Annotated in this window: 18 protein-coding genes and 1 pseudogene; 16 read left to right on the top strand and 3 right to left on the bottom strand. The window is 35.7% G+C overall.

Annotated features, from left to right (window positions below; translation table 11 throughout):
- Positions 1 to 51 precede the first annotated feature (51 nt).
- Together F0Q01_RS07305 and rlmD are read left to right on the top strand one after the other, a co-directional pair.
- Positions 52 to 1,002: a 3'-5' exoribonuclease YhaM family protein gene (locus F0Q01_RS07305; RefSeq protein WP_090487838.1), complete on the top strand. Its 951-nt coding sequence runs from the start codon at positions 52 to 54 to the stop codon at positions 1,000 to 1,002.
- Positions 1,002 to 2,483, top strand: coding sequence for a 23S rRNA (uracil(1939)-C(5))-methyltransferase RlmD (gene rlmD, locus F0Q01_RS07300; RefSeq protein ID WP_090487836.1), 1,482 nt, complete (start codon positions 1,002 to 1,004; stop codon positions 2,481 to 2,483). The genes F0Q01_RS07305 and rlmD overlap by 1 nt, the downstream gene beginning before the upstream one ends.
- Before the next feature lie 259 nt (positions 2,484 to 2,742).
- Here rlmD and F0Q01_RS07295 read toward each other — a convergent pair whose 3' ends face one another.
- A complete protein-coding gene (locus tag F0Q01_RS07295) occupies positions 2,743 to 4,254 on the bottom strand; it encodes a DUF2779 domain-containing protein (protein ID WP_242941843.1) in 1,512 nt (503 codons plus the stop codon).
- 171 nt (positions 4,255 to 4,425) lie between these two features.
- On the opposite strand from F0Q01_RS07295, the gene F0Q01_RS07290 reads away from it, so the two are divergent.
- The 13 genes and pseudogenes from F0Q01_RS07290 to F0Q01_RS07230 all read left to right on the top strand — a co-directional run bounded on the left by F0Q01_RS07290 (position 4,426) and on the right by F0Q01_RS07230 (position 17,740).
- Positions 4,426 to 6,477, top strand: a complete 2,052-nt coding sequence (locus F0Q01_RS07290; protein ID WP_090487834.1) for an AAA family ATPase — start codon at positions 4,426 to 4,428, stop codon at positions 6,475 to 6,477.
- A gap of 36 nt (positions 6,478 to 6,513) precedes the next feature.
- Positions 6,514 to 7,545, top strand: coding sequence for a hypothetical protein (locus F0Q01_RS07285; protein ID WP_090487832.1), 1,032 nt, complete (start codon positions 6,514 to 6,516; stop codon positions 7,543 to 7,545).
- Positions 7,532 to 8,413 (top strand): hypothetical protein, encoded by an 882-nt coding sequence (locus F0Q01_RS07280; RefSeq protein ID WP_090487830.1) that lies wholly within the window; start codon positions 7,532 to 7,534, stop codon positions 8,411 to 8,413. Before F0Q01_RS07285 ends, F0Q01_RS07280 begins: the two co-directional genes overlap by 14 nt.
- A gap of 78 nt (positions 8,414 to 8,491) precedes the next feature.
- A complete protein-coding gene (locus F0Q01_RS07275) occupies positions 8,492 to 9,547 on the top strand; it encodes a helix-turn-helix transcriptional regulator (RefSeq protein ID WP_090487828.1) in 1,056 nt (351 codons plus the stop codon).
- Positions 9,540 to 10,247: a hypothetical protein gene (locus tag F0Q01_RS07270; protein WP_090487826.1), complete on the top strand. Its 708-nt coding sequence runs from the start codon at positions 9,540 to 9,542 to the stop codon at positions 10,245 to 10,247. The genes F0Q01_RS07275 and F0Q01_RS07270 overlap by 8 nt, the downstream gene beginning before the upstream one ends.
- 103 nt (positions 10,248 to 10,350) lie before the next feature.
- Positions 10,351 to 10,740, top strand: a complete 390-nt coding sequence (locus F0Q01_RS07265) for a hypothetical protein (RefSeq protein ID WP_090487823.1) — start codon at positions 10,351 to 10,353, stop codon at positions 10,738 to 10,740.
- 9 nt (positions 10,741 to 10,749) lie between these two features.
- Positions 10,750 to 11,505 carry a metallophosphoesterase gene (locus F0Q01_RS07260; protein WP_090487821.1) on the top strand — a complete coding sequence of 252 codons (756 nt, stop codon included), beginning with the start codon at positions 10,750 to 10,752 and terminating at the stop codon, positions 11,503 to 11,505.
- Between the two features lie 88 nt (positions 11,506 to 11,593).
- Entirely contained in the window at positions 11,594 to 12,595 is a 1,002-nt protein-coding gene (locus tag F0Q01_RS07255; RefSeq protein ID WP_090487819.1) for a pentapeptide repeat-containing protein, read from the top strand.
- 26 nt (positions 12,596 to 12,621) lie between these two features.
- Positions 12,622 to 13,484: pseudogene (locus F0Q01_RS07250) on the top strand (RtcB family protein); the annotation flags it as partial.
- A gap of 71 nt (positions 13,485 to 13,555) precedes the next feature.
- A complete protein-coding gene (locus tag F0Q01_RS07245) occupies positions 13,556 to 13,945 on the top strand; it encodes a hypothetical protein (RefSeq protein WP_330388723.1) in 390 nt (129 codons plus the stop codon).
- 218 nt (positions 13,946 to 14,163) lie between these two features.
- The gene (locus F0Q01_RS07240; RefSeq protein ID WP_090487818.1) at positions 14,164 to 14,961 is read left to right on the top strand and encodes a CPBP family intramembrane glutamic endopeptidase; all 798 of its coding nucleotides are present in this window, start codon (positions 14,164 to 14,166) and stop codon (positions 14,959 to 14,961) included.
- Positions 14,958 to 15,746 carry a CPBP family intramembrane glutamic endopeptidase gene (locus F0Q01_RS07235; protein WP_090487816.1) on the top strand — a complete coding sequence of 263 codons (789 nt, stop codon included), beginning with the start codon at positions 14,958 to 14,960 and terminating at the stop codon, positions 15,744 to 15,746. Before F0Q01_RS07240 ends, F0Q01_RS07235 begins: the two co-directional genes overlap by 4 nt.
- Positions 15,747 to 15,844: 98 nt before the next feature.
- Positions 15,845 to 17,740, top strand: a complete 1,896-nt coding sequence (locus F0Q01_RS07230) for an EAL domain-containing protein (RefSeq protein ID WP_090487814.1) — start codon at positions 15,845 to 15,847, stop codon at positions 17,738 to 17,740.
- Between the two features lie 92 nt (positions 17,741 to 17,832).
- Here F0Q01_RS07230 and F0Q01_RS07225 read toward each other — a convergent pair whose 3' ends face one another.
- On the bottom strand, positions 17,833 to 19,494 hold the full coding sequence (locus F0Q01_RS07225; protein WP_090153900.1) for a bifunctional metallophosphatase/5'-nucleotidase: 1,662 nt from the start codon (positions 19,492 to 19,494) through the stop codon (positions 17,833 to 17,835).
- A 261-nt stretch (positions 19,495 to 19,755) separates the two neighbouring features.
- Here F0Q01_RS07225 and F0Q01_RS07220 point away from each other — a divergent pair, with 261 nt between their 5' ends.
- Positions 19,756 to 21,150: a GGDEF domain-containing protein gene (locus F0Q01_RS07220; protein ID WP_163927180.1), complete on the top strand. Its 1,395-nt coding sequence runs from the start codon at positions 19,756 to 19,758 to the stop codon at positions 21,148 to 21,150.
- Here F0Q01_RS07220 and F0Q01_RS07215 read toward each other — a convergent pair.
- Positions 21,127 to 22,089, bottom strand: a complete 963-nt coding sequence (locus F0Q01_RS07215) for an ion transporter (protein ID WP_090487810.1) — start codon at positions 22,087 to 22,089, stop codon at positions 21,127 to 21,129. The two genes, F0Q01_RS07220 and F0Q01_RS07215, sit on opposite strands and share 24 nt — an antisense overlap.
- Positions 22,090 to 22,104 lie beyond the last annotated feature (15 nt).

Raw genomic sequence — 22,104 nt, 5'->3', positions numbered from 1 at the left:
AATTTGCAGCAAAGCTGCTCTGCTCCGTTGGAGCTTAGATTGGAGAGTAATTTGAAGTATATTAACACACTTAAAGAGGGAGACAGAGGCACAGAGACATATTTGTGCAAGAAAAAAACACAGGGAATTTCAAAGACCGGCAAGGCTTTTGAATCTCTTACACTTTGTGACAAGACAGGCACCATTGATGCTAAAATCTGGGATGTTGATTCAGAGGGAATCAGCGATTATGACGAGCTTGATTTCATCACAGTTACAGGTGATATCACCAGCTGGAATGGTGCATTACAGTTCAATATAAAGCGCCTTCGCAAGGCCAATGAGGGAGAGTTTGAGATTACAGACTATATCCCTTCTAGTAAAAAAGATATCGGTGTTATGTGGAATGATTTGACAGCACTTATCAATTCTATTCAGGCACCATATTTCAAGGCATTACTTAGAAAATTTTTTGTGGATGACAAGGCATTTATCGATGAGTTTAAGGCTCATTCAGCGGCTAAATCAGTTCACCATGGATTTACAGGTGGTCTTTTAGAGCATACACTTTCGGTGGCTACTAATTGCGATTTTTATAGTAGACAGTACCCATTCCTGGATAGAGATTTACTTATCACAGCAGCTATTTTCCATGATATTGGAAAGGTGAGAGAGCTTTCTGAGTTCCCTCGCAATGACTACACAGATGAGGGACAGTTACTTGGCCATATTTATGTGGGCGCTACTATGATTGATAGAGCCATTGATGACATTGAGGGCTTCCCAGCAGTTAAGAGAAAGGAGCTTATCCACTGTATTCTTTCTCATCACGGCGAGCTTGAGTTTGGCTCACCTAAGAAGCCAGCTATTGCTGAGGCAATTGCACTTTCATTTGCGGACAATCTTGACGCTAAGCTAGAGACTATTTACGAGGCTCTTGAGAATGTTGAGGAAAATAATTTGACATGGCAGGGATTCAATCGCTTGCTTGATTCGAATATCCGTAGAACAGGAAAAAATTAATGAATAAAAACGATATTGTAAGACTTACAATTGAAGATATGTCCCTTGAGGGGGCTGGAATTGGTCACACTGATGGTGTGACCATTTTTGTGAAGGACGCTGTGGTTGGAGACCTTTGTGATGTGATTATTACAAAGGTTAAAAAGACCTATTGTTTTGCTGCTCTTAAGGAGGTTGTGGAGCCTAGTCCATATCGGGTAGAGCCTCCATGTGCTATTGCTAAGCAGTGCGGTGGCTGCCAGATTATGCAGGTTTCTTATGAAAAGCAGCTTCAAATCAAGGATAATATAGTGGCCAATAATCTAGTAAAAATTGGTGGCTATGATCGGGCATACGTTGAGTCCATACGAGAGCCAATACTTGGGATGGAAGAGCCACTTCGCTATCGCAACAAGGCCCAGGTGCCTATTGGTGTGGATAAGGAAGGCAGGATAATTGCAGGATTTTATGGTGCTAGAAGCCATCGAATTGTGCCATCCACTGATTGCAAAATCTGCTCCAAAAAGAGCATGGACATCGTATATTCGGTAATAGATTACATGAATGAAAATCATGTAGCAGTATACGATGAGAATAGTGGTAAGGGACTTATTCGACATGTTCTTGTCCGGGAAGGAAAGGCAACTGGGGAGACTATGGTCTGCGTAGTTGTAAATGGAGACAAGTTGCCAGCTATTGATTCACTTGTGGAGCATGTGAAATCTGTGGAGCCAGCGCTGGCATCATTAGTTCTCAATATCAATACCCGCCGAGACAATGTCATCATGGGATATGAGACCAGAGTTCTTTATGGTAAGGAGGCTATCAGAGATACAATTACCCTTACAAATGGAGATACCATAGCATTTGACATTAGTGCCAATTCATTCTACCAGGTCAATCACCACCAGATGGAGAAATTATACAGCCGTGCCCTAGAGTATGCTGATTTACATGGTACTGAGGAGGTGTGGGATTTGTATTGCGGAATCGGAACCATTTCTCTTTCTATGGCAAAGCATGCAGGACGAGTAATCGGAATAGAAGTAGTGCCACAGGCCATCGAAAACGCCAAAGCCAATGCGGCGCTTAATGGACTTTCGAATGCAGAATTTTACTGTGGTGAGGCGGAAGTAGTCCTACCAGAAATCTATGACAAGATGTCTCACCCAGATGTAATAATGGTTGACCCACCACGCAAGGGCTGCGATGTAGTGGCTCTTGATACAATGGTAAAGATGCAGCCAAAGCGTATCGTATACGTCAGCTGCGACAGCGCCACACTAGCCCGGGACCTTAAACACCTTGAGGAGCAGGGCTACCACCTAGAAAAATACACAGTCTGCGACCAATTTGGACATACAATGCATACGGAGACGGTTGCGTTATTGTCCAAGAATTGGTCACAAGCTGAGCACTTTATAGATGTAAAAGTAGATTTAGCTGAGATGGATATAACTGCAGCAGAGAGCAAAGCTACTTACAGACAGATAAAGGATTGAGTCAAAGAAAACTATGGAATAAAGACCCGTAATGAATACATAGCTCATGTAAAAGAAAAGCATGGAATAATTGAGCGTGAGAATTCAAGACCATCACAGAATCCAGATTATGTGAGACGAGAGTGCCCAGAGGGGCATTGGAAGCCTATTGAAGAGGCGCTGAAGTATTTTAAGATGATATAAGAACTAGAAAAGACAGGAGTTGTTGTACATCCTGTCTTTTTAGTATTAGAGAGATATCATAAGGTATATGCAATACTTATTTACTACTTGTTACAGTAACTAATTCCTGCCATACCTTCACCATTGCAAAGGTGTCTAACTCACAGTATTTCAATAAGTTATGCCGAGTTATTTCTTGTTGTTCTGCTGGCATATCTTTAATCTTAGGAAAAATGGTCATAGCGTCATTTCCATTTTGAACTTCTTCCAAGTTATGATAATTAAGAGCTGGATCATCTGGAAAAATTGCAGGTAAAACACTCTTAATTGAGAAGGAGCCGCCCATAGCTTTGTTGTAGTAATAGCCTTTTTGGAAAGGTACTAATAAGTCAATGATATGGCTTTCTATATTTAGTAGATGGCTTGCTAAATCAGGAAAAGTAGCAGCTAGTTCTTTTATACGAGTGCATTCAAAGGCTTTGTTGTATGCCGTAATACAAACATCTTTGGGAATATCTTTTATTAATGCTTCCGCTATAGCACGTCTTGGATCTTCTCCAGAAACTCCTAAAAACTCCTTATGTAAAAGTGGACCATTTTCCTTTTCAATATAATGTAATGAGTACTGAAATGGAATCTGTTGATAAGGCCTTGTTCCATTGAACTGAGGAATGACTGGTTGCATTGTCTCAAAATCGAGGAAATATAATGGATATGACAATGTATCCAAAAACTCTTTTATATTTTCTTTTTCAATATATGTACCTAAGTCATTAAGTTGATACTTGATTTGTCTGAGTTGAGTAGTCGTTAATCTTGTATCAGAATTAGCTAAGTCTTCATAGCTTACTAATCCTCTATGATAAAGATCTATTTTACCCTTAAAAGCCATATGGTACATGCTGAATACGTTTGGTTGTGGGAGGTTACTAGTGCAGTAATTCCAGTATGAACATTCATATGGAGAGCAGCATCTTTCACCGATATCAAGTGATGGCATATCTTTACATTCTAATATCTCTTTAGCTCGTTTTATGTTTGGCTCTACATTAGTCAATTCAGCATTAACTTCTGAAGTGATATCCGTAATTGCAAAGAATTGAGAAATGTCGATTTCGCCATCATATACGTATTGATTATTAATGTTAACTAAATAGGTTCGATTAACTTTGATTCCTGCCTTTTCTAAAACGTATCTTTGAAAAGCGATATCAATAATGTAGACTTCATCGACTTCATCTTTGCAAGTAGAGCTTTTAACCTCATAAATTGACCAGCCTTCTCCATCATATTTTAGTAAATCAACAGCACAATATAAGCCATCAATTGAAAAAGCAGCCTCACATATTACAGGCGTATTGTTTGTTAATTCATTTTTTGTCTTTTTGAGCATCATAGGGATATCTATTGACCCTTCGTCATTAAATGTACTTACATCTACATAGGTACCAAATAAGCCTTTGGCCAATTCACCTACTTCATGTCCCGCATCGAAACGTGACTGTATCATAGCATCAATCTCAACAAGTTCAGGATGATATTTATTTAGCCAAGCCATTTTAGGACATTGCCTAAAGCTGCAATACTTGGATTTAGATAGATATACCATAATGAGTGCCTCCATTTTTAAATTATAGATATAAAATGTGTCTTTTCTTTAAAGTTGATATCATACTGACTTTATTGATGGGGAAAAAATTGTACATCCCAAGAGATATATTATGTACAACCAAAGAAGTAATCAAGTATTTGAAAGCACTAGAGTAATGAGGAGGTGCCTATGCAGTTTTATAAAATTTCAGCAATAATAATCGACAATGAAAAAGATGAAGATACAAATAAAGAGTCTAGGAGAAGAAGACAACCTGCAGAAAATAGATTACGTTCTAATCTGGCTAGACGCTGTGAAAGCTATACTGCAGATTTTATTGATAAAGGATATTTATTTGTTTCTGGTGGACAATACGATGATGATTTTTATATGGGAATGATTACAAGAGAAGATATTGATATTGAATTTATTGTTTCCAACTTTTTTAGAAAAAATAAAGTAGAGGTGTCATCACTTGATATAAAGGAAACAACATTAAAGGAGTTTAATCAATTGCTTATTGATGCTGATAGGTATGATTTCATTGATTCGGATGAAGATATCTTAAGAGAATTTAAGCTCGATGCCATAGCTAGTCCACGAAGAGGACCTAGATATGGACATGATTTTGATGAGGACATAATTCGTGACATAAAAAATGAAACAATATATAAGCTCGCAAGTACTTATTTTACAAGGGAGACATTTATTCCAGAATTAAATCGTATCTTTGTAAATAAAGAGAATAAATATATACTAGGACATCCGGTAGATTACATTATCGAGAGCGACGATGAACGTACACAGATAGGTATGATGAAGCTTTTGCTACAGGCTCTTTATAATGCAAAACGTATAAAAAATAGAAGATATGCTGAGGTTGTAGTTGATGCAAATACAGATTTTAAAAAAGCATGGTTTGAATCACTTTATAATAGCTGTGCCGGCGGTGCAGTAGTTTTAACTATGGGAGATTCAGATGACAATGATGACGATGATGAGATAAGTGCTGATTACTATTATATAGAAGATCTTTGTAAAGTGATACGTCGTCATAGTAGTGACGTGTTAACGATTATTTCTATGCCAAGAGAAAGCACGAATTTACGCTTGAAATTGTTTGAATATACAGGTGCAATGTCTTTTGTAGAGATAAAGGAAGAACTTGCTTTTGATGAAGATGCAATTACATATCTAAAGAAACGAGCTAAAGAATATAAGATACGTTTTGATAAAAAGCTTTTATCAAGTATTGAGACTGAGCATGGATACTTGGTTACTGAATTAAATGGAATCTTTGATGAATGGTATAACCAAAAATTAAAGAATACAGTGTTTAGTCAGTATAAAGATATATGCTGTGCAAAAAATGAAATTAAAGAGGCAAAAGTTAAAGGTGATGCTTATAATGAGCTCAATTCTATGATTGGTCTTAAATCCGCTAAGAAGGTGATAACGCAAGCTCTGGATTGTTACAAGGCTCAAATAATCTTTAAAGATAAAGGGCTAAAAGAAGATTCATTCTGTAATCACATGATTTTTACTGGTAATCCTGGTACAGCAAAAACAACAGTGGCAAGACTGTTTGCGCGAATCCTTAAAGATAATAAGGTGATTTCTAAAGGACAGATTATTGAAGTTGGTAGAAGTGATCTTGTTGGTAAATATGTAGGCTGGACGGCGCCAACTATAAAGAAGATATTTAAAGAGGCAAGTGGTGGCATTTTATTTATCGATGAAGCATATTCACTTGTAGATGATAGAGACGGTTCTTATGGTGATGAAGCAATTAATACTATAGTCCAAGAAATGGAAAATCATAGAGACGACGTTATAGTTATATTTGCAGGTTATCCAGATAAGATGGAAGGGTTCCTTGATAAGAATCCAGGGCTTAGATCTCGTATAGCACATTACGTTCATTTTGAAGATTATGACACGGATGAGTTATGCCAGATTGCTGAGTTTGTAGCAGCAAAGAAAGGGCTTTGTTTTGATGACAAGGCTAAGAATAAAATAAGAACGATTATGGAAAAAGCTTGTACTCAAGAAGATTTCGGAAATGGCAGATATGCAAGAAATCTCGTTGAGAAAGCTAAGATGGCACAAAATAGCAGACTTGTTCATATGGATTATGAAGCTGTTACTAATGATGATGTAAAACGTATTTGCGAAGAAGATATTGAATTACCTGTGGCATTCAAGAAAACAAGTAGGCAAATAGGATTTATTACAGCTTAGTATGTATTACTAATAATATAATATGGAGGATAAAGTATGGATTTTTATAAATATATAAGATCACGTGATATAAGAAAGTATTTGGAAACTGAAGGATATTCTTTTTCTCCGATACAATCAGCTTGGTTAGTATGGATGGGGCGTACATTTCCTATTACGGAACGTCATAATGATTGGAAATGGATTATTGATAATATGCCTGATTGCGAAGTTCCTGAGAGACCAAATTGTGAGTATTGGTCAAGCCTGCATAAGTTGGTCAGTGAAATAATAAAGTTTGAAGAAGATTGCATCGAGTTATTTATGGCGAAGGAAGAAAGTTCGATTTATTCATACCAATATAAATGTGATGGTGATTTAGACTGGACTGAATGTTTTGAGAATGCCTTTAGTTCATTTGATAAGTGTATTAATGGCGTGAAATCAGAACTTCCCGAATATGACAAGATAGTTGAAATTCGAAAAACATATATTGATACAAACGAATTTATATTGGCCGAATATAATTCAAAAATGGAATTGATAGGGATTGAAAAATCTAATATGACGAATGATGAAATAGATTTGTTAAGCTTATCGTTTGACGGAATGTGGTTTGATTTTCCCATACCGTTTAAAAAAGGCGATATAGTTAAAAGTGCTTCGTATAATTGGGGTAGGTCTTTTGAACCATTTGTTTTATTAAATACGAATCCATGGATGAAAAAGGAACGCGCTTTAAAAACGGGAAGATATACCGAGGGATGTGATTCGTCAGATATGAATGCTAGTGGCTATTCTACTGGTTTTTATGAGTCTGATCCATTATTTATCAATGATGATGTGATGTGTGACTATTTAGATTTAGAGTATTACAGAGGCGAATATACCGGTCCGCAACGTCTATTACCATTGCTTGCAAAACAGATTACAGGTGAAATTGATATTTGGGAATACACCTATGGTTATAGACAAATTGTATCTGAATATGAATTCGAAAGAACAAAAAAGGAAATGGGAAGTTTTGTAATGAATAGTAGTCCTGTTTATGAGATATTAAGAGGAGCAACAAGCTTTGAAAGAACTTAAACTTGATTTAAAACAATCTGAATATGAGGAATTAATTGATACTTTTATGCCATCTGAAGATATGAAAAATCATCTCAAGACTGTTAGAGTATGCCCTTTTACTATTATGGAAATGATGTTTGGTTCACCTGTTAGTCTATACATAAAAACAGAATGGTTTTATAAACTGTCTCAGATAGAACAGATAGTTGAAACTGAAGTTGATAATATTAATTTCGAAATCTTTACATTTACAGATGCATATAATGAATTTAAGTGTTCCATAGATGCTCTTGAAACATCTTATAGAGGAGTATACTCGGTGGAAAATTGTTGGTATGACTATGATATTTGCGAAAGAAAGGCAACTTTAATTGGCGCTGTAAATGATTATCAAAGTGTATTAGCTGTTATTGAGGAAGCTATTACAGAAGAACTAGATATGCTTGAAGAAGACGAAGAGCCTGAAAAATATTCAACCTGGTTTGAAGTTAAAAAATGGGGAACGAAGAACGGCAATTATTCTTATTACTTTATAGGAAATACTCCTATATGGTTTGAAAAAGAGTGTATTGAGATTAATGCTAAAACTAAGCAGTTTTCATCCTTATTTTATTTCTTCGATAGCAGATTTTTAAAACTACCTATACCTTACAAAACAGGGGATGTCATAGCAATTGATACATATCCTTTTGGCCCAACTACACCGGCTGTTATATATGACATAGCAGATGGTGGTCGAATTATTGATGTTATAGCGAAAGATTACAAGGGAAAATGGCATACAGGAGGTTTGCTCAACGGTAATTTAGGCAGAAGTAGATACCAAAATGACTGGATTTCTCCACTATATAATATTAGAAAATGGACTGAGCCTTTGTATGATTAAGATGACCAGAAAAATACCCATAGATTATACACATTATGCTAGTATAATGTATAGAAAATATTCAAGGAGGAGAAAGCATTGAGCGCTAAACAACCTAAGAAGCTCTTGATTTTTAATATCCTAGATATTCTTCGTAAATATACTGATGAGAATCATAGACTTAGTCAAAAGGAAATTGAAGAAATCTTAAAAAAAGAATATGAAATGACTGTAGACCGTAAATCAGTAAAAGCAAATCTGATGGATCTTATAGAATTCGGTTATGAAATAGAATATAGCGAGTCTCTTCGTATGATTAAAAATAAATCTACGGGAGAGATGGAGGAAAGCTATATCCTATCGGATTTCTATATGTCTAGAGACATAACAGATAGTGAGCTTAGATTGCTGATTGACGGTCTTTTATTTTCTACTCATTTGCCATACAGTCAGTGTAAAAACCTTATTGGTAAATTGGAGAATCTCTCTAATGTTTATTTTAAATCGAGAATAAAGCATATAGCTACCATGCCAGAGGATAAAACTAATAACCAGCAATTATTCTTCAATATAGATATATTGGATGAGGCAATTTCTCATGGAAAGAAAGTTTCTTTTAAATATCTGGAATATGATTTAGATTTGAAAACTGTTAAGAAAAAACAGGCAGATGGAAAAGAGAGATTATACATAGTTTCTCCATATCAAATGGTCGCAAAAGAAGGAAAGTACTATCTTATTTGTAACTATGACAAATATAAAGATGTTTCAAATTATCGCATTGATAGAATTACAGAAATCAATATCTTAGATGAAAAGATAAAGCCTTTTGAAAATCTTGAATGGTCTAACGGTCAGAAGCTTAACCTGGCTACATACATGAAAGAACATGTTTACATGTATAGCAGTGGTAGTTCAAAGGTTAAGCTTAGAATCGTTGATATTATGCTTAGCGATATTGTTGATATGTTTGGCAAGGATATTAAGGTTGCTAAGAAAGAAGATGGATTTGTAGAGGTCACAGTACGGGCAACAGATCAGGCGATTGTTCAGTTTGCTAAGAACTATGCACCAGATGTTATTGTACTTGAACCTAAACGTATAAGGGAGCAGGTTGTTGAAGAGTTGCGGAAAGGATTGGTGGGGTATGAATAAATACAGTAAAGAATGGTTTATAAAATATATAGATGATTTTGAGCATCTTTATTTTCAGGAAATAAAAGATATATCGGTAGATGGGCAGAAAGTAATAAAAAATCTTGGAATCAAAGCAAATAATAATGTGTCTAGAGAGTACGAAGAAAACATTATTGAAAAAGAGTATTTAGATAAAGGAATAGTAAATGACATTGTTGTTGCATGGAAAGCTGGACGATTGGAGAAGAAAGGTGACGATTATATAATCCAAATGAAAGATGGAAACTATCTTAATGGATATGGTCGCCCTATTAAAGCGAGCGAACTTAATGAATATTTAAATAGAATTCAAACGAAAGATGATGATTCTACTAATGAAGAGGATTTTGAAAAAGAGTATAAAAAATATATAGAAGAGGCTGGACATGTTCCGAATAATTTTGGTGCTGTCTATATTATTAATCTTATGTATTTTAAATCAAGTCGTAAATGGCCAATTTATGACAAATTTGCACATAAAGCATTAAAAGCGATTCTTATGGAAAAAAGTCCTGGAGAAATATGGATTGGTGATGCTCCATTGAAAGGGGAACAAGCTAAAGTTACCAATATGTATTTAGAGTATTGCTGGTTAATAACTACATTATTTGGTGGAAAAGAGATAGAAAGAAAAATTGATAGAGCATTATGGGTTTATGGTCATGCAACAGAAAAATAAATGATATAAAAAGATTCATTTGCGTTTTGCGATGCACAAAAAAATGTGCATCGCTTTTTTTATCATTTATATAAGAAAAGTGTAGCTATAAGGAGTATCTAAAATGAAAAAAGGAATCTTCTGGTGGAATATTGTTTATATAGATGATTGGTCTTTTATTAGATTGATTCCAGTAATGGTTGAGTGTGACATTAATGGTAATCCTATAGAAGACGTTGTCTTTAGCTCTAAATCTGGTGAGAATTTTAATCACAAAATAGAATGGAAAAAGCAAAAGGATTCAAATAAGTATCAATATAATTATTTCCCTCGCGGAAGAGTTGAAATTAAAAATGGGAAAGTAAGGATATTTGCAAATCCTATAGTATTTGAAGATAATGAATCCAAAGAGCTTATAATAAAGATATTTGAGTTACATGATGTCGCAGATAAGATAAATTGGATTTCAGATAATTCTTCGCATTATCAATATGTACAAGAATTGAATTTATGAGGTGTAGCCATGGTTTATATAACTGGTGATTGTCATTCTGATTTTAGAAGATTTAGCACCAAGAATTTTCCAGAACAAAAGAAAATGACAAAAGATGATTATGTGATTATTTGTGGAGATTTTGGTGGCGTCTGGGATAAGGATGTAGAATCAAGAAATGAAAAATACAATATGGATTGGCTAGATGATAAGCCATTTACGACGTTGTTTGTTGATGGAAATCATGAGAACTTTGATCGACTATATTCTTATCCAGTTGAAACATGGAATGGTGGGAAGGTCCATAAGATTAGGGATTCAGTTATTCATCTGATGCGTGGACAGGTTTTTCAGATTGAAGGAAAGACATTTTTCACTTTTGGTGGAGCTAGTAGCCATGATATAGATGGTGGAATTCTTGATGTAAATATGCCTGATTTCCATAAGAAAAAGAAGTATCTTGATCGGGAATGGATTTCATACAGAATTAATCATATTAGTTGGTGGGAACAGGAATTAGCAAGTGTAGAGGAAATGGAAGAGGGAATTGAGAATTTACGTAAATACGATAATTCAGTTGATTTTATAGTTACTCATTGCTGTGCTTCATCTACACAAGCTACTTTTAGTTTTGGAAAATTTACGCCTGATAAACAAACAACTTATCTTGAACAGATAAAACAAAGTATTAGTTTTAGAAAGTGGTTTTTTGGCCACTATCATGATAATAAGCAGTGCTCTGCAGATGAGTTGTTGTTATACGAACAAATAATAAGAATTTTATAGTAAGTCGTAGAGATGGGAATAAATTTACCCATCTCTTTTTTTATATTTAGTGTAACAAAAGGAAAACAATAATTAAGGAGGTATTAGTATGGAAGTTCAAATGGGATTTAGAGTTTTAGCAATAAAGGAAATTACTGATGAAGAATTCGAAAAAATAAAGTCTGATCACGAATTATGGCTTTCTGATTCATCTAAAGGTAAGAGAGCAGATTTATGTGATTTAACTTTAAAGAAGCATAAATTAGCCGGAAGAAATTTCTCGCAAGCTAGGATGAGTGGAGTGAATCTCATTGATGCAGATTTGAGAGGGACAAATTTTACTGAGGCAAATCTTGATAACGCAGATTTGCATGGTGCAAATTTAAAAAATGCAATACTAAGCGGAGCTGATCTTACTAGAGCAAATCTGACCGATGCTAAGTTAAATAAATGTGTAGCGCCGGGCACATTCTTCGACAGTGCGACTATGTGGGGATGTGAAATAAAGCGTGCAGATTTATCTAATGCTAGATTCTTTTATACACAAGTGTGTGATGCAGATTTTACTGGAACTAATTTGCAGAAGGCCGTTTTTATTGGTGCTGATTTGGACAATGCTATTTTTACAAAGACTAATTTAAAAGATGCATATTTTGCTCATATAAATCGTAGTTATTGGTCTGATTTTTCTGGTTCAGATATGACTGGAGCAGTTGTTACTGATACAAAATTTGATGAGGATAATTTAAAGAATGTAAAAGGTTTATATAGAACACTTTATTGTCCAGAAGAAGGCTCCTTTATAGCTTGGAAAAAATGTAGAGACGGCAAAATCGTTAAATTATTAATTCCAGAGGATGCTGAACGAAAAGGGTATGCCATTGGAGATTGTCGAGCATCTAAAGCTATAGTTATAGATATTTTCGATAAGGATGGAAAATCTGTTGATGAGGCAATTAGTAGAGTTGATAAGGAATTTATTTATAAAAAGGGGGGGACTGTTGTCGCAAAGAAGGTGCCTGAGAATTATGCAGATATTACAGGAATATGGTTTGAATTATCAAGAGCTGAGGCAGAGTTATATGACGATATTGATGGGGACGATGAGTAAAATACTTCAGAAAGGATGCATTTGATATGTTTGAAATAAAAGGCAGTGTGAATACAGCAATATGTTATGCAAAAGTTGTAGATAATGATGCAATTGAACAAATTAGGCGAATGTGTGACTATCCTATGACTGAAGGCTCGAAAATAAGAATCATGCCCGATGTTCATCCGGGGAAAGGTTGTACTATAGGAACAACAATGACCGTTGTAGAGAAAGCTGTCCCAAATGTTGTTGGTGTTGATATTGGCTGTGGTATGTATACCGTCAATTTAGGAAAACAAGATATTGATTTTGCAACATTTGATGCTGTAGCTAATTACATACCTCATGGGCGTGAAGTGTGGAAAGCTCGTAAAGTGAAGTTCGATTTGACCAGATTAGATTGTTATCGAGAACTCAAAGATGTAAGACGACTAGAAAAATCTATAGGAACACTTGGTGGAGGAAACCATTTTATTGAGATTGATATTGCATCTGATGGTACTAAATATCTAGTTATTCATTCAGGAAGTAGAAATTTAGGTTTACAGGTGGCAAATTATTATCAGCAACTTGCTATCGATTTACATCATGGTGCAGAAGAGTATCTGAAGCAGCGCGAGGAACTAATAAATACATACAAATCTCAGGGGCGTAGAGGCGAAATACGAGATACATTGAAAGAATTAGTTTGGAATAAGACAGAAACAGATATTCCAGATGATCTTTGTTATTTGTATGGAAAGTATTTTGATAGCTATTTACATGATGTTGAAATCTGTCAGGAATTTGCTCGACTCAACAGAGAAATAATGGCCCAGATTTTGATTGAAAAGAATGGTTTAGTGCAGGTGAATGCTTCCATACCATTCATAATTATATCGATACTGAGGAAATGATGTTAAGAAAATTGAATGGAATGCTAAAAGATTTCTTACAAAGAATAACTATCGTATTCAGACGGACGCCGTAAAGAATTATTTGATTCCGTCAGGAAATTATAGAGAGGACTTGCAGTGGATTCAATATGCTGAAGAAGCAGACTTGCTAAATGTTGCCTTATTTGGCTTTACAGCAAAGGCATGGAGAGAAGCAAATCCGGAATTAGCTAAAAATAGTAATGTAAGAGATTATGCTTCGATTAATGAATTAACGGTTCTATCGAATTTAGAGACTCATAATGCGCAGATGATTCGAGAAGGAAAGGAAAAGAAGGATAGATTTGAAGTATTACAGGATATTGCAAAGTATCAAATGGGTGTGTTAAATGAGGCTGCTCGTATTGAACAAAAGGGGGTTATAGAAATTGAAACAACAGGAGATAATCAAAAAGGAGATGAAAATTATTTTGGACAATCAAAGTCAAGCTGAGACTGTCGTTTTTCTCACAAAAAAATAAGCATTTTTAAGCATAATGGTCACCCCAGTGATACTCACGGGGCGGCTTTTTTTATTTTTTTCCATACCAGTAGTATGTGGACGGGGCGTATGTACTGTTTTACTATGTCTATCGTAGTACGACAGATGCAGAGACCTTATATCCACAGTAACTAGACATGTATTAATGGTGATTGAAAAGGAGATTAGAAATGGAAAAAAAGAAATCGGCAGCCGGTTTTCTGGTTGCGCTAATTATTACGGTTCTGTTTTTTATAGCGCAGGAATTTGTATTTGGGGGACCCGAGGAATTTGGCATAGGGTTTACGGCAGTTCGTGTTGTGTTGGGGCTTGGCGGACTCATTGCCATTACTAAGTTGTATGGAATCGACTTTAAATTCAGAGGGAGAGAGGTTGGCAGAGGGATTATTACCGTCGGGTCACTGATTTTTCTGGCTATAGGTATATGGAATTTTAGTGGTACATTGAAAACACCGGAATTAGGATTTATGCAGGCGCTCCCCGCAGTTATTATTATTCTGTTTTGGGGAATGAGTGTAGGTCTTTTTGAAGAGGCCCTATGCAGAGGTGTGTTATTTAATACATTTAGAAAACGTATGGGTGAAAGCCGTAGCAGCATAATGAAGTCTATAGTTTTTTCTTCACTCATATTTGGATGTTTGCATTTTATGAATCTTATTGACAATCCTCATCTTGTTGTTGCGACTATTACTCAGGTTATATATGCGACATTGATTGGAATATGTTTAGCATGCATTTATTACATTACAGACAATATCTGGGTGGTTTCCATCCTACATGGGCTTTTTGACATAGGAGCAGTTATTATGGGATGTTTTGTAGTTTCAGGCTCGCGTATTTTTTCAGATAAAGACGACACCATATTGGAATTGTTCCAAGCTTCAGGTATATACATGATTATTACAGCGGTATTCATTATTTTGCTGTTTATAGAATTCGAGAAAAGAGGAATTTTGGAGGAAAAATGAAAAAAAGAAGTTCTACACCCGGGTTTATTCTTGCAGTTATTATGTTTTTAATATCGTCAGTAGGATTACTGTTTTTAGGCGAGGGAAATTTTGGGCTACCCGGAATGATTGCTCGTTATGTTATTGGTATAGTCGGCGTTGTTTTTATGGCAAAAGTATATGGAGTAAATTTTAAAATCAAAGGATTTTTCAAGGGACTTTTTAGCGTTATCGGCTTAGTTGGAGTAGTTTGTTGCATACATAATTTAATAGCTATGAGGATTCCCACTGATCTTGGTCTCAAAGAGGGACTTCCAAGTGCAATCCTCATGTTTCTGCTTATGATGTCAGTAGGTGTATTTGAAGAGGCTATCTATAGAGGTGTACTCTTCAATACATTAAGAAATTGTTTTGGTGAAAGCAAGGGAAGAATAATGCTGGCAGTGATTTTATCTGCGATTCCTTTTGGAATTACTCATTTTCTTAATCTTATTTTCTATCCAAATCTTGTAGTATGGACCACTTCTCAGGTTGTATATGCGACTGCAGGTGGAATTCTTTTTGCATGTGTTTACTATATTACAGACAATTTTTGGCTGGTTGTGTTCTTACACGGACTCTATGATTTCTTTGCAAGTATTTGGTCATGCTTTGTAAGTCAGGCGGAGGGAATTGGAATTCCTGCAGTAGACTCAACAATAATGCAAGGAATAAAAGATGCGTTTTTCGATTGTACCATTGGAGTGATTGCTTTCATTGTATTGTTAGTAGTTCTCAATAAAAGAGAAAAGGAAAGTGAAGTATAAAAGGAGTAAAAAGCCTCTTCACAGATAATTCATTGGAATAAATCAGAAGAATTGCGTAAAATTAATATGTAAAGGGAGACAGAGGTAATAGGTACACTATGTGGGATTATAGCTATGTTATTCCTAGCATTTTAATACTGTGCATTCTTCTGTTTTATTATTTTACTTTAAAGAGACTGCCAATTAGGATTAACCGCGGCTTCGTGGCTTTGTTAGTCACAGAAGTGGTGGTAATTGGTTCTGACATTCTTGCATCATACGCTGATGAGAAATATAAAGAACTGCCATATAATTTGGTGGTTTGGTTAAATATCTTATATTTTGTTGCATTTGTCATTCGAATGAAGATGTTCGATACGATTACTTGCAATGTGTTCTCTATTAATCCTTACGAAGATAAGATTGGTTCGTTCGTTAAGGATATTCCTATTATACTCACTACAATTGTAATTATAAGTTCATATTGGACGGGAAGTGTTTTTTCGATAACAGAAAATGGATATGTCCGTGGCCCTTATTATGACATAATATATTTTCCATATATATGGTATTTAGCACTGGCTATTTATTATATTGCGAGATACAAAAATCAAATAAAAAGAAAGAGGGATTTGGTTTGTGTAATTGTATATACGGATTTAATAATTATAGGACTAAGTATTAGAATACTGCTTCCGCAAGTTCTTTTGTTTGATACATTTTGCGTAATGTCAGTAATAATTATTAACCTGGTATTTATGAACCCAGAGTTTTATATAGATAAGAGAACTAATCTATTTAACGCTGAAGCTTTACATACAATCCTTCGGGAAAAGCATAGCATGAGGGATCATTATATATATGCATTTGTTATAAAAAATTATAATGAAGCCAGAGAAGTATACGGACCCCGTCAGATGGATGAAGGTGTCTATTTAATCGGAAACTATCTGAATAAAACATTTCCTAAGCTTAAATTTTTCTATTATCGGAATGGCAGATTTGTGGTGATAGGCAAGGACTATGAAGATCTTTTAAAATCGAAAGAAAAGCTGGTAGATAGATTTAAGGAACGCTGGGTATCTAAAAATACAGAGCTTTACTTGAATGTAGGCATAGCAATGGGTACTGTTGATATTATGGACTATGACCCAGAGCTATTAATTACAACAATCATTAGCGTTCTTAATAAACTAGGAGCAGATTCTTCCATAAATGAAGTAGAAATAAATGAGCAATCCATAGAGGATAATAGAAAACAAATTGAGGTAAGGCGATGCCTAGAAATTGCTATAGCCCAAAATAGAACCGAAGTATTTCTACAGCCAATAGTGGATGCCACAACCCATAAAGTTATTGGTGCAGAGGCGCTATGCCGAATTAGAGACAATGATGGGAAAATAATTTCACCTGGATTATTTATACCAATAGCTGAGAGAAATGGTCACATAACAGCTCTTGGTGAGCAGATGTTTGAGAAAGCCTGTAAATTTGTCAGTGAAAACAATATTGAGCAGTATGGTATGGAATGGGTAAATGTAAATGTATCAACTATCCAGTTCATGCAGCATAATCTTGCAGATAGATTTGAAGAGATTCTGAAAAAGTATAAGCTTTCTCCGGAAGTTATTCATCTGGAGCTTACTGAGGCCGCTATGGTGGAGGAAAACCTCATGGATAGCCAGATTAGAAATCTGCAGGAAAAAGGTTTTTATCTGGTTGTGGATGATTATGGAACAGGTCATTCGAATATAAGCAGAATTAAAAAATATCCATTTATAAATATTAAGCTAGATATGAGTTTGGTATGGGATTACGCTAAGAAACCTGGAGTTATAGTTCCTAGGATGGTCCAGGCATTTAAGGAAACAGGATATACTGTCACTGCTGAGGGAATAGAAACAAAAGAAATGGCAATAGCTCTAAAAGAATGTGGATGTAATTATCTCCAGGGAATGCTATTTAGTATGCCTATTCCAATTGATGAATTCCTTGAATATGTAAAAAATAATTAGATTGAAAAAAGAGGTCGAAATGAAGTGAACCTCAAAGCTAGGCACAAGCCTAGAATTTGATGGGTGCTTCTCTTCGACCTCATATTTTTATGTTATTTAATTGTTATATTTCCAGCAGGCTTGCCATATTTATCAGCTGTGATTTTTCCGCCAAGCTCTGTCTGTACGTAATCGATAACAGCCTCATCCATTACGATTCCTGTGTCAAACTGATTAGTAGAATTTCCAAATACATAATATGTATCGCCACCTGCAGCTACGAAATTGTTAGTAACAACGGCATATGTATCCTTAGTAGAAAATGGCTTGCCATTAATACTTTCGATTGAAACTCTGCCAATTGCAGCTGGGCTATAGTATGTAGAATCTGGATATGCTGGACCCTGTGCAAAAGGAACAGCAGTATTTACTGTAAATTTAATACCTGAAACCTGAGGGAAACCACCGAGGGCATCAGGTGCACAGTATGTACTAGCTTCAAGAGCTTCAAGCAACTCGTCGCCAGTTACATAAACTACAGAAACAGTATTACCAAATGGAAGAACGGTATTCAAATCTTTTTTAGTTACGCCGCCCTCGCTGATGCTAGCACGGATTCCTCCACCATTAGTGATTGCTACAATGTGGTCAGCAGGAACAGTAATAGAACCATTTTCCTTTGTTACGCTCCATTTGATAGCATCGCAAATCAAATCACCAAGATTAGTCTCTTCTGTACGAACACCAGGATCCTTGCTTCCGTTTAAAGCAACCTCAGACTGTGCGAATACTACATCGTATTCAGCGTCGATTCTATCAATAACAGCCTGTGCAATCTGTGCAGTAGCTGGATTATCTACCATACCCTCTGTACTAACAAGATAGTGGTCTTCTATAGTCTTAGTAGCATTGTCGATAACGATGGCACCGATATATTCAAGCTTTGTGCCTGTAGAAGTAACAGGCTCGCCAGCAGAACCTTCTGTCATAACAGTGTGAGAATGACCGTCGATAATCATATCTATACCAGTTGTATTAGCGTAAAGGTCAGTACTTCTGTGACCATCAGGAGCTGACTCTTCATCAACACCAAGGTGGGCAAGGCAGATAACTAAATCACAACCTTGACTCTTAAGTGTATCTACCTGACTCTGAGCACATGTGTAAAGGTCGGTCTTTGAAAGGAAGTTGATTCCCTTTATAAGGGCTGGATTAACCTTTGTCTGAGTCTCAGGAGTCTCCATACCAAAGAATCCGATTTTTAAACCTGTATTTGTAGTAAATACATAGTTTGGATCAAGGATTGGATTGCCGTTTCCGTCTAAAACATCAGCACAAATAGTTTTGAAGTTTGCCAAAGCTAAATTGCTTTTAAGCTGTGGATAACCATAGTCGAATTCGTGATTACCAAGTGTAGCCACATCATATCCAGCAGTATTCATAAGAGCTACAGCAAATGCACCCTTTGAAGTACTTACATAAGGTGTACCCTGACTGAAGTCTCCGGCATCAGCAAGAACAACCTCTGCACCTCTGCTTTTTAATTCATCCTTTAATGCAGTGACTTTTGCATATTTATCAACTGCACCATGGACATCATTTGTGTGGAGAATGATAGTCTTTCCAGTTAAATCATTTGAAATGCTGCTTACTGCTCGCACATCAGCTGCACCATCGTAAGCATAGGCTGTTTTTGGTACAAATGCCACGGAAAGGACAAATACCAAAGCAAGTGCAAGAGTGAGCACTCTTTTTAAACCATTGAGTTTTTTCATACAAACCTCCTTAAAGTAATTTTAGCCCTTAAGCCTTATCACTATAATACATCAAATGGCATATCTATTAAAAGATAGTAAGTACAAGGTAGTTTCACAGTTTTTTCACACAGTTTGCAAAAAATGGTAAGAAACTTCTGTTATATTACTCCTATGCAGACCAGAAAGGAAAATTTTTTAAATAAACAGAAGAAGGTAAATGACGATATCAGAGATTACTTTCAGCTGTGCATAAAGAGTATCGACAAGGATAACTTGCATATGCTAAGGAAGGTTTGCATGTACGTTTCCATGGTGTACATGCTAATGTTTGCCATAGCATTTATTGTCATGCCTGTTTTTAAGATAGATGTTACTTTCTTTTTGGTAATACCACTTCTAGCAATATATTTCTTTGTAAATCTCCATATAAGTAAATTAAAAGAAGAAATTAGTACCAATGCTACGGGATTAATATGTGGAGCATTTTATTTTTCAATGTGTATCATATGCGTCTGCATGGATGTATTTGGCAATAGAAGTCTGCAGATGATATGGACGCCGCTGGCATTTATTGTTTTTCCGATGGTGTATATAGATAAGATGTATAAATATGGAATAGAGGAATTGATTATTATTCTGATTTATGCGCCGTTGGGATACTTTAATAAAAGCATAGAACTGTTTAGACTTGACTTACATATTCTTATTGCTGCCTATATTATTGCTATGATATGTGCTCATATTATTCTTGAAATGCGAAGTAAAGCGGGACTTACGTTGATTGAACTGAAGAAGATGAGTGCCATAGATAAGCTTACCCACGTGCTTAATAAGGGAGCACTTCTACAGAAAATCGACAATTATTACTTGCAAAAAGAGGCGGAGGCACCTAGTGCAATGCTTATTATTGACTTGGATGATTTCAAACAGGTCAATGATAACCTGGGTCACAACACTGGAGATTTGCTTTTGGAGAGAGTGGGAACCCTTCTTATCAGCAGCTTTAGAGTATATGACATAATAGGAAGATATGGTGGGGACGAGTTTGTGGTACTTATGCCTAATATGACAGACCCTGCTATTTTGCAATTGAGATGCCGTACATTGCAGATGTTTTTGGCAGATGTACAGCTGGGAAATGGTCAGCCATTTTCTGTAAGTATAGGTGCAGTTATTGACAAGGGATATCATGCCAGCCAGGATGTATTTAGGATTGCCGATGATGCACTTTATAAGTCGAAAATAATGGGCAAAAACTGTGTGACAACATGGATGGTAGAAAAAGAATCTGAAGTTTCAATAAAACCTATAATAATTAATATAGTGGAAAATGAAGATGATCCTTTGGCAAAATTAGGAGATGATTCTGACGAATACCTGTATAAGGTGGTTTCAGATGTAGATGAATCCATTAGGACAATAAGTCAGTACCGAGAGAATATTAAAGCTATAGTTGTAAATATGGCTGTAGAAATGGAATCTGATGGAATCATTCTAAGATATATAAAGACTAGAGAGGGCTTTTCCAATATACCTGTTCTTGCCATCGCATCAACAGATGAGGAGGCAAGAAAGGCTAAGAAACTTGGAGCCAACAAAGTTCAAAAGAGCGATTTACCACCTGAAAAATATAGGAATACAATTAGTAAATTAATAAGCATGGAAGAAATATGAATCGGCGGCAAGCACCACAGTGTCGCCGGTTTTTATTTGTAATTCATTGACAGGAATAAGTGCCTCACCATCTCGCATGACAACTGCAGGAAGAAAATGTTCAGGCACCCCAAGCTCATCCACACGAAGACCGCTCCAACAGTGTCCATCACTTACCCTTACAGTAAGCATATCGATGTGTTCATCTCTTGCAAAATTGGTAAGCATCTTAACTCTAGAATAGTGCTCAACGAAACCGGCGCTTATGATACCAGTAGGGATAGCAACAACGCCTACACCGAGAAACGCCGTACAAATACCCATGATTCTACCTGCAGTGGTGATTGGGAAAATGTCACCATAACCAACAGTAAGCAGAGTAGATACTGACCACCAAATTCCAGAAAAGGCATTTTCAAAAACATTTGGCTGGGCATTATGCTCTGCATAGTAAATACCAATAGAGCTTGCTAACATCAATATAAGCACAATAACAATGGAAGAAAGAATTTGATTCTTCTTTTCGTGTAATACGGAAAAGATTACTGCAAAAGAATCATACTGTCCGTTGATTCTAAACAAGTGGAAAATTCTAACGACTCTAAGGATTCTAAAGGCAATAAATCCAGATAAAAAGAAAAATGGAAGTATGGTAAATAAATCTACGATGCCATCGAAAGAAACTAGAAACTTGAGGATGGCCTTTTTCTTTGAAAGATTAGGATAAAGCAAATCAGCAGTCCAGATTCTAAGGACATACTCGATGCAAAAAATGATAATAGTGACAAGGGCAACAGCGTCTAGTATTGGAAAATAAGGAGATAGATTGCTAAAGGTCTGTAAAACCATAACAAATACATTGAGAATGATAACCGCTGCAATGAAAATATCGAATGCACGGCTTACAATATCTTCCTTATTTCCAATTTGAATGATGTTAAATATACGCTGTTTTTTCAAAACAAAACCCCCATT

This window comes from Pseudobutyrivibrio xylanivorans (genome assembly GCF_010906925.1).
Classification (GTDB): Bacteria; Bacillota; Clostridia; order Lachnospirales; family Lachnospiraceae; genus Pseudobutyrivibrio.
The sequence above is the reverse complement of the archived record's forward strand: the minus strand, read 5'-3'. Positions and strand labels throughout refer to the sequence as shown.

Excerpts from the sequence above, each read along its gene's own strand:
- F0Q01_RS07270 (WP_090487826.1), top strand. The coding sequence starts at position 9,540 with ATGAATAAATACAGTAAAGAATGGTTTATAAAATATATAGATGATTTT.
- rlmD (WP_090487836.1), top strand. The coding sequence starts at position 1,002 with ATGAATAAAAACGATATTGTAAGACTTACAATTGAAGATATGTCCCTT.
- F0Q01_RS07295 (WP_242941843.1), bottom strand. The coding sequence starts at position 4,254 with ATGGTATATCTATCTAAATCCAAGTATTGCAGCTTTAGGCAATGTCCT.
- F0Q01_RS07220 (WP_163927180.1), top strand. The coding sequence starts at position 19,756 with ATGCTAAGGAAGGTTTGCATGTACGTTTCCATGGTGTACATGCTAATG.
- F0Q01_RS07225 (WP_090153900.1), bottom strand. The coding sequence starts at position 19,494 with ATGAAAAAACTCAATGGTTTAAAAAGAGTGCTCACTCTTGCACTTGCT.
- F0Q01_RS07255 (WP_090487819.1), top strand. The coding sequence starts at position 11,594 with ATGGAAGTTCAAATGGGATTTAGAGTTTTAGCAATAAAGGAAATTACT.
- F0Q01_RS07230 (WP_090487814.1), top strand. The coding sequence starts at position 15,845 with ATGTGGGATTATAGCTATGTTATTCCTAGCATTTTAATACTGTGCATT.
- F0Q01_RS07285 (WP_090487832.1), top strand. The coding sequence starts at position 6,514 with ATGGATTTTTATAAATATATAAGATCACGTGATATAAGAAAGTATTTG.
- F0Q01_RS07265 (WP_090487823.1), top strand. The coding sequence starts at position 10,351 with ATGAAAAAAGGAATCTTCTGGTGGAATATTGTTTATATAGATGATTGG.
- F0Q01_RS07260 (WP_090487821.1), top strand. The coding sequence starts at position 10,750 with ATGGTTTATATAACTGGTGATTGTCATTCTGATTTTAGAAGATTTAGC.
- F0Q01_RS07235 (WP_090487816.1), top strand. The coding sequence starts at position 14,958 with ATGAAAAAAAGAAGTTCTACACCCGGGTTTATTCTTGCAGTTATTATG.
- F0Q01_RS07290 (WP_090487834.1), top strand. The coding sequence starts at position 4,426 with ATGCAGTTTTATAAAATTTCAGCAATAATAATCGACAATGAAAAAGAT.
- F0Q01_RS07240 (WP_090487818.1), top strand. The coding sequence starts at position 14,164 with ATGGAAAAAAAGAAATCGGCAGCCGGTTTTCTGGTTGCGCTAATTATT.